This window comes from Mesorhizobium sp. P160219 (genome assembly GCF_057786095.1).
In genome coordinates this window covers 6,651,677-6,664,394 of sequence record NZ_JBYNWG010000001.1, presented here as the reverse complement: position 1 = coordinate 6,664,394, position 12,718 = coordinate 6,651,677, and the positions used below count along the sequence as shown (strand labels likewise).

Genomic DNA, 12,718 nt, shown 5'->3' with positions numbered 1-12,718 from the left:
CCCAGTGTATAGCGAGCATGATTGTTTGCTTTACACGTACAAGATTTCAAAGTTGTTTATTGTGACAATTCAGCAACAGTAATTTAGCCCGAGCTCATGTACCGTATTGGCTTCCCCGCCAGGCTCGGCTGTTGTATCAACGCGCTCGGCGAAACCCTGACACGACGAGGATCGGGTGGCTTCATTGCTGAGAACCGTTTGTGGCCGGGCCGCCTGGGTCGGCGCGCTATGGCTGGTCGTGACGGCAGGGTCGGCGCTTGCCGAAGAGCCGAAGTCAACCACATCTGCCGAGACCAAGCCTGCAGAAGGCAATCCGTGGGCGCTAAACTGCGCCAGCGGATCGGCCGGCATCGAGCTTCAATGCCAGGTCTCCCAAAACCTTACCGAGGCCAAGACGGGGCAGCGCGTTCTTACCGTTACGGTTCGCCGCGACAACGGCAATGGCAACCTCGCCATGCTGCTGGCCTTGCCGCACGGGCTGTTCCTGCCTTCCGGCGCCTCGTACCAGATCGACCAGGGGCAGAAGACGACCATCGCCATCCAGACCAGCGACCAGAACGGCGCCTATGCCGCGACCCCTTTGTCGGCGGACCTCGTCAAGGCGATGAAATCGGGAACCAACCTGAACATCGGCATGGAGTCGGTGACGCGCAAGCCGGTGACCATTCCGGTCTCGCTTGCCGGATTCACTGCCGCGATCGACAAGCTTCAAGCGTTGAAATAGCCGGCCTATCTCGGCAGATGCGTAAGCATCAGCTTACGTTATGGACTGGCCGGGCTCACACGTGCTTGCGGCCGCCTGTCTCGCGGAACCAGCTGTCGGGGTAAGGATACCACCAGTCCTGGATCGCCGGTCTGTGGTCGATGATGACCATCTTGGAGCGTCGGAAGGCGTCGAGTCCCTGGCGTCCCAGCTCGCGGCCAAGGCCTGATGCCTTCCAGCCGCCGAAGGGCAAGGCGTCATTGTCGATCAGCGGGTTGTTGACCCAGACCATGCCGGCCTCGAGCCGCTCGGCCGCCTCATGCGCCTCGGCGAGGTCGGTGGTGAACACCGAGGCGCCGAGGCCGAACGGGCTGTCATTGGCAAGCCGGATCGCCTCGTCGAAATCCTTGACGCGGCAGATCGCGGCGACCGGTCCGAAACACTCTTCGCGCACGATCGCCATATCGGGGGTGACGCCGGTCAGGATCGTTGGCTCGTAGAACCAGCCAGTGTTGTGCGCCGGCGGAATGCGCCCGCCGGCAACGGCTATAGCGCCGTTGCTGATAGCATCATCGACCAGCCGCATCACTTTCGCCCGGGCGGCTTCGCTGACCAGCGGGCCGATCTCGGTCTTGTCCATGCCATTGCCGATGCGCAGCGCCCGCGTCTTCTCGGCGAACAGCTCGACGAAGCGATCGTGAACCGAGTCGACGACAAAGAAGCGTTCGGCCGAGGTGCAGACCTGGCCGGTCAGGTGGAAGGCGGCGGTGACGCTGCCGGCTGCCGCCACGTCGAGCGGCGCGTGCTCGCTGATGATCAGCGGATCGCTGCCGCCGGCTTCGATGACGCAAGGCTTCATGCGCTCGGCGCAGGCGACTGCCACGGCTTTGCCGGCGGCGACCGAGCCGGTGAAGGCGACAGCGTGGGTGCGCTCGGAGGCGATCAGCGCCTGCGCGGTGGCGGCCGTGCCAGGCAGGCAGGCGACCAGCCCTTCCGGCAGTGAACGGAACACCGTCATGTAGTCCAGCGTCGACAGCGTCGTCGCTTCGGCCGGCTTGATGACGCAGCCGTTGCCGGCGGCAAGCGAGGCCGCAACGGTCCAGCACATCAGCAGGATCGGGAAGTTGTAAGGCATGATGTGCACGGAGACGCCATACGGCTCGTAGCGCGCATACTGGAACGACCCGGCCTGCGTCGTACCGGCGATCTTGCCGGCGTCGTCGCGCGCCATCTCGGCATAGTAGCGGAAGATCGGCGCGCAATTGGCGATCTCGCCGATCGCTTCGGGATAGGGCTTGCCCATCTCGCGCACCATCAGCTCGGCGCAGCGCGTGAAGTCCGCCGCCTCGATGGCGTTGGCGACCGCATGCAGATGCTTTGCCCGGCTCTTGGCATCGAGCTGCTTCCAGGCGGCTTGTGCCGTGGTTGCGGCACACAGCACCGCATCGACCTCACCGTCCGTTGCGGCGGAGATCGAGCCGACGGTCTCCAGCGTCGCCGGATCGATCACCGGTTTTGCCGTGCCGGTCATCGGCCGGTAGTCCGGATTGACGAAGAAAGCCGGCCGTTCAGCGGAGAATTGCATGGTCGTCCTTTCAGGTCCGCTCAGCGGATCATGTAGACCTTCTTGATGGTCTCATGGACGGTGCAGACGCCTTTCCAATTCTGAGGAAAGAACGCCGCCGTGTCCGGCTCGATCTGGATGACCTCGCCCGATTCGTGCACATAGGTGCAGCGGCCCTCGAGGAAGTGGCAGAACTCGTCGCGGGTGACATGGCAGTGCCATTTGCCGGGGGTGCAGACCCACAGGCCGCATTCCGAACGGCCCTCCGGCCCCTTGTAGAGCAGCTTGCCCGAGGTGTGGGACACGCCCTCGATCATGGTCGGGATGACGCCCCAGTCGACGAGGTCGGTGATGGCAAGCGGGGATTGCATGATGGGCGTGGTCATGGCGATTTCCTTTAAAAAAGTGCTCAGCGGCACATGAAGGCCTTGGTCAGTGTTTGCGTGATGGTGGAGGTGCCGGCCCAGCCGGCGGGGAAGAACACCAGCATGCCGGCCTCGACCGGGATCTCTTCGCCATTCTCGCGGACATAGGTCCCGCGGCCCGACAGGAAATGGCAGAACTCGTCGGCGGCAAAGGTAACCTTGCGGCTGCCTGGCGTGCACGACCACAGGCCGCATTCGCTTGAGCCGTCCGGGTTCTGCGAGAGGATCCTGCCCGAGGCGCGCGGCGAGCCGGCAAGCGTGTTGCTGCCCCCGCCCCAGTCCTCCAGTTTCACGGTCGAGGCCTTTGGCCAGTGCGGTGTCGGCATATTGGGAAGCTCCGTTGCTGTTCAAGCCAGCATGTAGACGTTGCGCATGGTCTCATGCACGGTGCATTCGCCTGTCCAGCCGGCAGGGAACATGACCACGGTCCCGGCTGCGACTTCTACCACCTCCCCGGCATCCGACCGGTACGTCGCGCGGCCGGCGACGAAATGGCACAATTCGTCGCGCGGAATCGAGAGCCGCCAGCGGCCGGGCGTGCACACCCAGATGCCGGATTCCGGCTGGTTGTTGGGTCCTTTGTGGACAAGCCTGCCGGTCGAGTGCGACGCGCCGTCCAGCGCGTCGGACTGGGCGCCCCAGTCGACGAGGTCGGTGCGGGTGGAGGCTTGGTAGAGATGCGGGGCGGAGGAGGTCACAGCAGCGCCTCCAGCAGCCCGGCTGCCTTCTCAGGCCCGTTCTGGGCCTGCATCTGCGCCGAGGTCTTCGCCAGCCTGATCTTCATCTTGGGGTCAGTCAGGCAGGCTTCGATCCTGCTGATCAGCTGGGCGTCGCTCCAGTCGTAGCGCGGCATGCCGAAGCCGTGGCCGGTTTCCTGGACGCGGGTGGCGTTGTCGTGGCCGTCCCAGACATAGGGCATGATGATGGCCGGCTTGCCGAAATAGAGGCACTCTGTGAACGAGTTGTTGCCGCCATGGTGGATTACGGCATCGACCTGCGGGATAACTGAAGGCTGCGGAAACCAGCTCTCCACGATGACGTTGTCCGGCACATCCGTGTACTGGTCCTTGTAGCCGCCGACATTGACCAGCGCGCGGTAACGGGTCTTGCCCAGTGTTGCGATTATGCGCTTCAACAAATCGACATCGCCGGCGCCGAGGCTGCCGAAGGAGACATAGAGCAGCGGCCCGTCATTGTTCTCGGGGAAGGTTGGCACGGTATAGGGCTTTTCCTGCCGCACGCAGCCTTCCAGATACTGGAACTTTGCCGGGTCGAGCGGATGGCGGCGCTTGAACTTTGCCGCTTCGGGATAGAGCAGCAGATTGAGATAGGGCGAGGCCTCGAAGAATTGGCCGACGGGGTAGGGCGCTTCATTGTTTGCGGTGAGGAAGGCGTTGAAGTCGTCGTGGATCGGCTTGATCACCGCATTGAAATGATCGCGATAGCGCTGGTGGCCGACATGGTCGTTCTCGCCGCAACCGGAGAGATGCGGCGGGATGTCCTCATCCTCGATCTCGTTTTCCGAGCAGGAGATGACGCGCACCCAAGGCTTGCCGAACTGTTTGATGGCCGGAAACAGGATCACATTGTCGACGCAAATGACATCAGGCTTGATGGCGGCCAGGACTCGCGGCAAATCCTTCTGCGCCCATTTGGCGCTGTCGACGATCGCGGTCCAGCAATCCTTCACGTAATTGTCGACCTGATCGTAGGGCGATTTGCGGAAGTTCGGGATGTGGCCGTTGATGAAGTCTTCCCAGAATTTCGCCATCTGCTCGGGCGGCATCGGCTCCGACAGGTTCACCGGATGCGCTTCGAAGCCGTAACCCTTGTAGACATCGACAAAGCCGGGGTCGGACAGGAACACTGCCTTATGGCCGCGCGCCTCGACGGCTTGCGCGATGCCGACCGAATTGAGCGCCGGGCCGTAGGCCGCTTCGGGAAAAAACGCGATCGTCTTCTGCGCCATCAAGCTCTCCTATTCCTGAAAAATTCTGACATCGGCGGCGTCCCAGCCGAGTTCGACCTGATCGCCCGACGAGACCGGCCGGCGGTCGGCGGCATCGGCGGTGACGCGCACCAGAAATGGTTTTGGCGACAGAGGCGTGCGGACATGCAGCTGCAGGTCGAGCCCGTGATAGGCCAGCGCCTCAACCGTGCCGGCGGTGCGGTTGGCGGTCTCGGCTGACGGGAACAGCCGGATGCGCTCGGGTCGCACCGAAGCGACAGCGGAAGCGCCGGGTGTGAGCTTGGCGGGAACCTTGCCGGTGATGCGCGCGCCGTTCGCGGCGATCACGCCATCCGCAGACACCTTGCCCGGTACGAAATTCATCACGCCGATGAAGTCGGCGACGAAACGGTCGGCGGGATGCTCGTAGATCGCATGCGGCGCGTCGCATTGCAGCAACTGGCCGTCCTTGAGCACCGCCATGCGGTCGGCCATGACGAGTGACTCTTCCTGGTCGTGGGTGACGATGACGAAGGTGATGCCGACTTCGTGCTGCAGGCGCTTCAGCTCCAACTGCATGGCGCCGCGCAGTTTCTTGTCGAGCGCCCCGAGCGGTTCGTCGAGCAGCAGCAACCGAGGCCGTTTGACCAGCGCGCGGGCGAGCGCGACGCGCTGCTTCTGGCCACCCGACAATTGCTCAGGCTTACGGTCGGCGAAGGGGACAAGCTCGGTGGTGGCCAGAATGGCCTCGACGCGGGAACGGATTTCAGCTTTCGGCAAGCGCTCCATCTCCAACCCGTAGGAGACATTGGCGCGCACGCTCATATGCGGGAACAGCGCGTAGGACTGGAACATCAGATTGACCGGCCGCTTGTTGGGCGGGGTCCGGGCGATGTCCTTGCCATCGAGCAGTATGCGGCCGTCGGTTGGCGTCTCGAAGCCGGCCAGCATGCGCAGCAGCGTGGTCTTGCCGCAGCCGGAGGGTCCAAGCAGCGCGAAGAACTCGTTTTCGCGGATGTCGAGCGAGATGCCGTCGACGGCGGTGACCCGGCCGAACTTCTTCGAAACGTTATCAATGGCCAGCAGCGTGCGCGGTTCGCTCATTGGCCGATGATCCCACGGTTGAGCCGCTGCGACAGGGTCAGCGCGGTGATGGATACCGCCATGACGATCGTCGCCAGCACGTTGATCTCCGGCGTGATGCCGAAGCGGATCATGGCGTAGATCTGCATCGGCAGCGTCGTCGAGGCGCGGCCGGCACCGGCGGTGAAGAAGGCGATGATGAACTCGTCGACCGAGAGCGTGAAGGCAAGCAGAGCGCCGGCGACCACTGCCGGCGCGATGACCGGCAATGTCACACGCCGGAAGGTGGTCAGAGCCGAGGCGCCGAGGTCGGCGGAGGCCTCGACGATCGACCAGTCGAAACTCTTTAGCCTTGCGCGCACCACCGAGCAGACGAAGGCGAGGTTGAAGACGACATGGGCGAGGATGATGGTGTGCAGGCCCATGGTCAGGTTTAGCATGGAGAAGAACGACAGCAGAGCGATCGCCAGGACGATGTCGGGGATGATCATCGGTGCGAAGATCAGCGCCTCGAGACCCCTGCCGTATTGCCGGCGCATCTCGATGCCGATGGCCAGCAGCGTGCCGAGCAGCGTGGCGATGGCCGTGGAGACCAACGCCACGATCAGCGTGTTGAGCGCAGCGGAAAGGATGGCGGAATTGCCGGCCAGCGAGGCATACCATTTCAGCGAAAAGCCCGACCATGCCGTCGGCAATCCGCCTTCGTTGAAGGACAGCGCCACCAGCACGGCGATCGGGATGTAGAGGAAGGCGAAGACGAGGGTGAGGATCGTCCGCATGCCGAGCGTACGGGTGAAGGAATGGGTCATCGCCGGCCTCCGACAATTGGAACGCAAGCGAACGACCAGAGTCCTTCTTCCCGTTCACGGGGAGAAGATGCCGGCAGGCAGATGAGGGGCAGCGCTGAGCGTCGCAAAGGTTGACGCCGCCCCTCATCCGCCCCTTCGGGGCACCTTCTCCCGGTGAACGGGGAGAAGGCAAGAATTGCGCAGCGCTCAGCCATCGGCGTCGCCCCTTGCCTCAGTCGCACGCCCCGCGGCGCGGTCGGCGGCGAGCGCCTGCGCCATCAGCACCAGAAGCATGATGGCGATCAGCGCCATGGCGAGCGCTGCGCCGAACGGCCAGTCATTAGCAGTCAGGAACTGGTCGTAGACCAGGTTGCCGATCATCTGGAAGCGGCCGCCACCGAGCAGCGCCGGGGTGACAAAATTGCCGATCGACAGCACGAAGACGAAGACAGCACCCGCAGCGATGCCGGGCACGGTCAGCGGCAGGATGACACGTCGGAAGGTGGTGGCAGCGGAGGCGCCGAGATCGCGCGATGCCTCGGCCAGTTCCGGGTTGAGGCGCGACAGCGGCGCGTAGCAGGCGAGGATGACGAAGGGCAGATAGTTGTAGACGAGGCCTGCGATGACCGCGCCTTCGGTATAGAGCATCGAGGGCGACTCGCCGGTGTAGCCGAACCAGCGCAAGAGCTGGGTGATCAGCCCTTCGCGGTTCAGCAGCACGATCCAGGCATAGGTGCGGATCAGGTAATTGGACCAGAACGGCAGCACGGCGAAGAACAGGAACACCGGCTGCCACCGGCGTGGTGCGGCGGCAATTGCATAGGCCGCGGCATAGCCGATCACGACTGCGATGAGCGTCGCGGTACCGGCGGTACGTGCTGAGTTGAGGAAGATGCCGGCATAGAGTGGGTCGAAGACCAGCCCGAAATTCTCCAGCGTGAAGGTGTAGTCGATGCCGCCATAGATGCCGCGCCGGAAGAAGGCGAGCGCCAGCACCAGCGCGCATGGCACCACCATCAGCGCGGTCAGCCAGACCAGCGCCGGGGCCATCAGCAGAGAGGAACGGGAGGTCCGCGTCACGCCGCACCCCCCTCTGCCCTGCCGGGCATCTCCCCCTCAAGGGGGGAGATTAGCAGTTCCAACCTCTCGCTTGCTTTCAAACATCGAAGATCGGCGAAAGCGACGCCACAGCCGATCTCCCCCCTTGAGGGGGAGATGACCGGCAGGCCAGAGGGGGGCGTGAAGGAACGCAAGCTTGCTTCCAGCAATCGAAGTGGCAGGCCGCTTACTGCGCGGCCTTGATCTCGCTGACGATCTTGGAATAGTCGCGCTGGGCTTCGCCGACGTCACGCAACTGCTCGAACTTGACGAGATCGGCCACCGGCATCGCCATGTTGGGGAATTTGGCCAGGAAGTCGGCCGGCAGGCTTTCCATCGCCGGCTTGTTCGGCACCTTGTAGTCGATGTTCTGCGCCGCCCAGGCGTGGTTCTTGGCGTCGAGCATGAAGTTGATGAACTTGAAGGCGTCGTCCTTGTGCTCGGACGCCTTCATCACCACCATCGTGTCGACCCACAGGTCCGAACCTTCTTTAGGGATGACGTATTTGATCTCCGGCTTGTCGGCGATGCCGTAATTGCACCAGCCGTCCCAGGCCTGCGCCATCAGCGCCTCGCCGGAAACCAGCTTGGAATAGAAGGTGGTGTCGTCATAGGCGAGCAGGGTCTTCTTGGCGGAGATCAAGAGGTCCTTGACCTCGGCCATCTTGGCCGGGTCGGTCTCGTTGACCGAATAGCCCTTGTCGAGCTGCCCGGCGGCCAGCAGCCAGCGATCGGTCGCCAGCATGGTGGTCTTGCCCTTCATCTCGTCGGAAGGGGCGAGCAGGTCGCTCCAGCTCGTGGGCGCCGTCTTGACAAGGTCAGAGCGGTAGCAGAGGCCCGTCGTGCCCCAGGTGTAGGGCACGGAGAAAGCGTTGCCGGCATCGTGCGGCAGCTTGGTCGCTTCGGGATAGAGGTTGGCGAGGTTGGGGATCTTGGTATGGTCGATCGGCTCGGTCAGGCCAAGTTTGTTTAATACTTCGGCGAAGGGCGAGGAGACGAAGACCACGTCATAGCCCTTGCCGCCGGCGGCAATCAGCTTGCCCATGATCTCTTCATTGGTGGCGTGCACCACCACTTCGCCGGCAACGCCGGAGGCGGTCTTGAAAGCGGCCATGGCGTCGGGTGCCATGTACCCATCCCAGTTCGAAATAACGAGGTCGGCTGCGGCAGCCGGCACCGAGAGCGTCAGGGCGAGACCGAGAGCGATTGAGGATGTATTGAGCGCACGGCGCCGCAGGCTGGTAGCGGTCATGGCAGTCTCCCATTCGGTTTGATCGTCGAAATCATTTGCCGGACCAAGGCCGGCGACGCGCGCGCCTGCCTCGATCCTGTTCCCTCGGTCTTTTCTCGCCGATTGTACCGACAGTACTATTGCAGAAAAAAGTACGTCAATCCATAATCTGTCAACCGACGGAGGAATTTGGCCGATTGTCCCTGTTCCGGCGATCAGCCAGACCAATGCGCCACATTCGCATTCGAGAAAAGTCATGCAAGCCGTAGCCAGACGACCTCGCACCAACCATCTCGATCTGGCGCAACGCATCCTGGATGTGGCGCGGCAGCGTGGCTTCGAGCCTGGCGCCCGCCTGCCCGAACAGCAGATCGCCTCGCTGTGCAATGTCTCGCGCACGCCCGTACGCGCGGCACTCGGCCTGCTCGCGGAACGGGGCGTGGTGCGCTGGGAGGCCGACAGCGGTTATCATCTGACGGTCGACCTCGCCGCCCAGCCCGCCATTGCCGCCGAACTACCCAGTGCGGAGGAAGACGAGCTCGCCGAAGCCATCCTGCGCGACCGCTCGGCGCGACGGTTGGACCAGACGGTGACCATCGCGGGGCTGATGCGACGCTACGACGCTGATCGCAAGACGGTACTAAAAGCACTTAACAAACTGACCGACGAGAATCTTCTGGATCGTGCGCCTGGGCAATCCTGGTTGTTTCGCCGCGCGCCGGACGATCCGGAGGCGCAAGGCGAAAGCTACGAGTTCCGCCTGGTGCTGGAGCCGGCGGCCATCCTGACGCCAGGCTTTCGGCTGGACGGGGCGCGGGCAGCAATGTTGCGGCAAGGCATGGAAGCGCTTGCAGCGCTGCCGGACGAGACATTCGACACGCGCGAGTTCCAGCGGCTGGACATGGATTTTCATGGCATGATCGCCGAGGGCTGCGCCAACCGTTTTGTGTCGGATGCATTGGCCGATCATCTCCGCCTGCGCCGGCTGCCGGGCATCTATTCCGGCGTCAACGTGTTTCGGCTGCGGCAATCGTTGCGCGAACACTCGGGCATACTCGACTATCTTGAAAGCCGGCAGTATGAGGTGGCTGCCGATCTGCTTCGCATCCACCTGCGGCTCTCCCGCAGCCAGCGACCGCAAGCAGCCAGCCGCGGAGCTCCCGCACTGTTCGGCATGATCAGCCGGCCGGATTGAAGAGGAATAATTGACGCGTAAAGCCAGCCCGACCATCGCGCTGTTTCCCGAAGCCAGTTTCGGCGCCGCGTTGAATTGCGTCGGTATCGCACAGGCATTGCGCGCACGGGGCGCTCGCCCCGTCTTCATCTGCCATGCCGGCTTCTCCGGCGTCTTTACCGACTATGGCTTCCAGGAATACCATCTGCCGACGGATGAGCCGCTGAGCGACAGCGAGCGGCAGAGCTATTGGCAGGCCTTCGTGCGCCGGCACCTGCCGCATTTCCGGCTGAGCCCGATCGACCAGCTCGAGACCTATGTCGCGCCGACCTGGCAAGCGATCGTCGACACCGCCGTCAACGCCGAGGCGCCGCTGCGCCAATTGCTGGCGCGGCTGAAGCCGGATGTGGTGGTGCTCGACAACGTCATCATGTTCCCGGCGATCGCCGCCGCCGGCTGCCCGTGGGTGCGCGTCGTCTCCTGTGCCGAGACGGAACTGCCGGATGCCGAGGTGCCGCCCTATCTCTCGGGGATGGGTGCCGACGACCCGCAACGTGCGGCGTTCGAAGCGCGCTATCTCGCGGCCTCCGCACCCGCGCATGAGCGCTTCAACCGTTTTCGCGCGGATGCCGGCCTGGCGCCGTTGCCCAAGGGCCTGTTCCTCGAGACATCACCCGACCTCAATCTGCTGCTGACGCCAGCGATCGTACGGCGTGAGCGGGCCGAGCCGCTCGACCCCAAACGCTTCGTTTATCTCGAAGGCTGCGTGCGCTCGGAAGGGCCGTTCGAGGTGCCGGTGTTTCCGCGCAATGGCGGGCCGCTGGTCTATGTCAGCTTCGGCAGTCTCGGCGCGATGGATGTCGGGCTGATCGAACGCATGCTCGCCGTCTTCGACCGGCTGCCGGCGCGCTTCATCGTCAATGCCGGCGGCCTGCGCGACGCCTATCGCGCGGTGCCGGACAATGTCTATCTCGACGCCTGGTTTCCGCAGCCTTCGGTGGTGGCGAAGTCGGACCTGTTCATCCACCATGGCGGCAACAACAGCTTTTGCGAGGCGCTGCGCTTCGGCGTGCCGTCGCTGATCATGCCCTATTGCTGGGACGGTCACGACAATGCGCAACGCGCGGGAGAGACAGGTGTCGGCGACCATATCGGCCGCGACGCCTGGACGGAAGGGGGATTGGAGAGAGCCATTCTCGGCCTGCTGGCCGACGATGCGATGCGCGCCCGCCTCAGGGACAATGCTGCCAAGATGGCGCTGACCCCTGGAACGGATGTGGCCGCGCAAGCCATACTCTCTCTCATAGGTACGTGAACCAAAATGCAGGACAAAAATACCAACACCGCTCTCTTCACCGGCAACGATCCCAAGGCCTGGCTCGCCCAGCACGGCATCACGGAGGTCGAGTGCCTGGTGCCCGACATGAATGGCGTGCTGCGCGGCAAGGCGCTGCCGACGGTGAAATTCCTCAAGGCGCTGGAAGACCGCGCACTCTACCTGCCGAGCAGCGCTTTCCTGGTCAGCATCGATGGCCGCTACTCCGGTTCCATCGACGAAGGCTTTGCCTATCAAGACCCGGATATGCGCATGGTGCCTGATATGTCGACGCTGTGCCTGGCGCCGGGCGGTGGCGTCGGCAAAGCCTATGTCTTCGCCGACGCCTTCCACATGCAAGGCAAGCCCTGGATGGCCTCGCCACGACATGTGCTGCGCGCCGTGCTCGATCTCTACCGGAAGCGCGGTTGGCGCGCGGTGGTGGCGCCGGAAATCGAATTCTATCTGACCGCGCCCAATCCGAATCCCGACCAGCCGCTGACGGCACCGGTTGGCGCCAATGGCCGCGCCGAGGGCTCGCAGCATCCCTATGACATGGTGGCGCTGGAAGAATTCGAGCCGGTGATAAGGCGCGTCTATGATTATGCCGCAGCCGCCGGCCTGCCGCTCGACACGCTGATCCATGAGTCCGGCACCGCGCAGCTGGAGATCAATCTCTTGCACGGCGACGCGGTGCCGCTCGCCGACCAGGTGCTGCTGTTCAAGCGGCTGACTCGCCAGGCGGCGCAGCAGAGCGGCATGCACGCGACCTTCATGGCCAAGCCGATCGCGGCGCAGGCGGGAAGCTCGATGCATCTGCACATGTCTGTCGTCGATGAAACGACAGGCGCCGAGCTGTTTGCCGACAGAGATGATGCAGACACCGAAATGTTCGGCCATTTCATCGGCGGCCTGCAGAGATATGTGCCCGAGATCATGCCGCTGTTCGCACCCAACGTGAACTCGTTCCGCCGCATCCGGCCGAACCACAGCGCACCGGCCAACATCGAATGGTCGCATGACAACCGCTCTTGCGGCCTGCGCGTGCCGGCAGGTGGCCGCGCCGCCCGGCGGGTAGAGAACCGCTTGCCGGGAGCGGATTGCAATCCCTATCTGGCGATCGCCGGTTCGCTGCTTGCCGGCTATCTCGGCGTCGAGCAGAAGCTGGCGCGCTCGGCTGAGGCCTCGGGCAATGCCTACAGGATCAAAAGCACGCTGCCGAAAACGATGGAGGAGGCGCTTGATCGTTTCATTGCTTGCGAGCCGGTGCGGGCATTGCTCGGCGAGGATTTTTTCCAGACCTATCTGCGCGTCAAGAGCGTCGAACTCGACCTGTTCCAGAGCGTGGTGACGAGCTGGGAACGCGACCATTTGCTGCTGAAGGTGTGA

13 protein-coding genes are annotated in these 12,718 nt (G+C 63.6%); 4 read left to right on the top strand and 9 right to left on the bottom strand.

What is annotated here, in order from left to right:
* Nucleotides 1–184 precede the first annotated feature (184 nt).
* Nucleotides 185–724, top strand: a complete 540-nt coding sequence (locus AC3EMP_RS32295; RefSeq protein ID WP_023672953.1) for an invasion associated locus B family protein — start codon at nucleotides 185–187, stop codon at nucleotides 722–724.
* Nucleotides 725–779: 55 nt separating this feature from the next.
* Here AC3EMP_RS32295 and AC3EMP_RS32290 read toward each other — a convergent pair whose 3' ends face one another.
* From AC3EMP_RS32290 to AC3EMP_RS32250, 9 genes are all read right to left on the bottom strand, one after another.
* A complete protein-coding gene (locus AC3EMP_RS32290) occupies nucleotides 780–2,288 on the bottom strand; it encodes an aldehyde dehydrogenase family protein (protein ID WP_023686659.1) in 1,509 nt (502 codons plus the stop codon).
* Nucleotides 2,289–2,308: 20 nt separating this feature from the next.
* Nucleotides 2,309–2,653 carry a cupin domain-containing protein gene (locus AC3EMP_RS32285; protein WP_023672951.1) on the bottom strand — a complete coding sequence of 115 codons (345 nt, stop codon included), beginning with the start codon at nucleotides 2,651–2,653 and terminating at the stop codon, nucleotides 2,309–2,311.
* 23 nt (nucleotides 2,654–2,676) lie between these two features.
* On the bottom strand, nucleotides 2,677–3,018 hold the full coding sequence (locus AC3EMP_RS32280) for a cupin domain-containing protein (RefSeq protein WP_023672950.1): 342 nt from the start codon (nucleotides 3,016–3,018) through the stop codon (nucleotides 2,677–2,679).
* Between the two features lie 21 nt (nucleotides 3,019–3,039).
* On the bottom strand, nucleotides 3,040–3,390 hold the full coding sequence (locus tag AC3EMP_RS32275) for a cupin domain-containing protein (protein WP_023672949.1): 351 nt from the start codon (nucleotides 3,388–3,390) through the stop codon (nucleotides 3,040–3,042).
* A complete protein-coding gene (locus AC3EMP_RS32270) occupies nucleotides 3,387–4,661 on the bottom strand; it encodes a glycosyltransferase (protein WP_023704269.1) in 1,275 nt (424 codons plus the stop codon). Before AC3EMP_RS32270 ends, AC3EMP_RS32275 begins: the two co-directional genes overlap by 4 nt.
* Nucleotides 4,662–4,670: 9 nt before the next feature.
* Nucleotides 4,671–5,744 (bottom strand): ABC transporter ATP-binding protein, encoded by a 1,074-nt coding sequence (locus AC3EMP_RS32265; RefSeq protein WP_023707561.1) that lies wholly within the window; start codon nucleotides 5,742–5,744, stop codon nucleotides 4,671–4,673.
* Nucleotides 5,741–6,532, bottom strand: coding sequence for an ABC transporter permease (locus AC3EMP_RS32260; protein WP_352597419.1), 792 nt, complete (start codon nucleotides 6,530–6,532; stop codon nucleotides 5,741–5,743). The genes AC3EMP_RS32265 and AC3EMP_RS32260 overlap by 4 nt, the downstream gene beginning before the upstream one ends.
* A 186-nt stretch (nucleotides 6,533–6,718) precedes the next feature.
* On the bottom strand, nucleotides 6,719–7,561 hold the full coding sequence (locus AC3EMP_RS32255) for an ABC transporter permease (protein WP_031244712.1): 843 nt from the start codon (nucleotides 7,559–7,561) through the stop codon (nucleotides 6,719–6,721).
* A 235-nt stretch (nucleotides 7,562–7,796) separates the two neighbouring features.
* The gene (locus AC3EMP_RS32250) at nucleotides 7,797–8,861 is read right to left on the bottom strand and encodes a polyamine ABC transporter substrate-binding protein (RefSeq protein ID WP_352711790.1); all 1,065 of its coding nucleotides are present in this window, start codon (nucleotides 8,859–8,861) and stop codon (nucleotides 7,797–7,799) included.
* 235 nt (nucleotides 8,862–9,096) lie between these two features.
* On the opposite strand from AC3EMP_RS32250, the gene AC3EMP_RS32245 reads away from it, so the two are divergent.
* The 3 genes from AC3EMP_RS32245 to AC3EMP_RS32235 are packed head-to-tail and all read left to right on the top strand — an operon-like array spanning nucleotide 9,097 to nucleotide 12,718.
* Nucleotides 9,097–10,035: a GntR family transcriptional regulator gene (locus AC3EMP_RS32245; RefSeq protein WP_023685712.1), complete on the top strand. Its 939-nt coding sequence runs from the start codon at nucleotides 9,097–9,099 to the stop codon at nucleotides 10,033–10,035.
* 10 nt (nucleotides 10,036–10,045) lie between these two features.
* Complete coding sequence (locus tag AC3EMP_RS32240) at nucleotides 10,046–11,329, top strand: glycosyltransferase (RefSeq protein WP_023685713.1); 1,284 nt, start codon at nucleotides 10,046–10,048, stop codon at nucleotides 11,327–11,329.
* 6 nt (nucleotides 11,330–11,335) lie between these two features.
* Nucleotides 11,336–12,718 (top strand): glutamine synthetase family protein, encoded by a 1,383-nt coding sequence (locus tag AC3EMP_RS32235; RefSeq protein WP_023686654.1) that lies wholly within the window; start codon nucleotides 11,336–11,338, stop codon nucleotides 12,716–12,718.

Bases quoted from the DNA above. Each gene is read 5' to 3' on its own strand.
- AC3EMP_RS32285 (WP_023672951.1), bottom strand. From the start codon at position 2,653: ATGACCACGCCCATCATGCAATCCCCGCTTGCCATCACCGACCTCGTC.
- AC3EMP_RS32235 (WP_023686654.1), top strand. From the start codon at position 11,336: ATGCAGGACAAAAATACCAACACCGCTCTCTTCACCGGCAACGATCCC.
- AC3EMP_RS32290 (WP_023686659.1), bottom strand. From the start codon at position 2,288: ATGCAATTCTCCGCTGAACGGCCGGCTTTCTTCGTCAATCCGGACTAC.
- AC3EMP_RS32260 (WP_352597419.1), bottom strand. From the start codon at position 6,532: ATGACCCATTCCTTCACCCGTACGCTCGGCATGCGGACGATCCTCACC.
- AC3EMP_RS32280 (WP_023672950.1), bottom strand. From the start codon at position 3,018: ATGCCGACACCGCACTGGCCAAAGGCCTCGACCGTGAAACTGGAGGAC.
- AC3EMP_RS32255 (WP_031244712.1), bottom strand. From the start codon at position 7,561: ATGGCCCCGGCGCTGGTCTGGCTGACCGCGCTGATGGTGGTGCCATGC.
- AC3EMP_RS32245 (WP_023685712.1), top strand. From the start codon at position 9,097: ATGCAAGCCGTAGCCAGACGACCTCGCACCAACCATCTCGATCTGGCG.
- AC3EMP_RS32250 (WP_352711790.1), bottom strand. From the start codon at position 8,861: ATGACCGCTACCAGCCTGCGGCGCCGTGCGCTCAATACATCCTCAATC.
- AC3EMP_RS32270 (WP_023704269.1), bottom strand. From the start codon at position 4,661: ATGGCGCAGAAGACGATCGCGTTTTTTCCCGAAGCGGCCTACGGCCCG.
- AC3EMP_RS32265 (WP_023707561.1), bottom strand. From the start codon at position 5,744: ATGAGCGAACCGCGCACGCTGCTGGCCATTGATAACGTTTCGAAGAAG.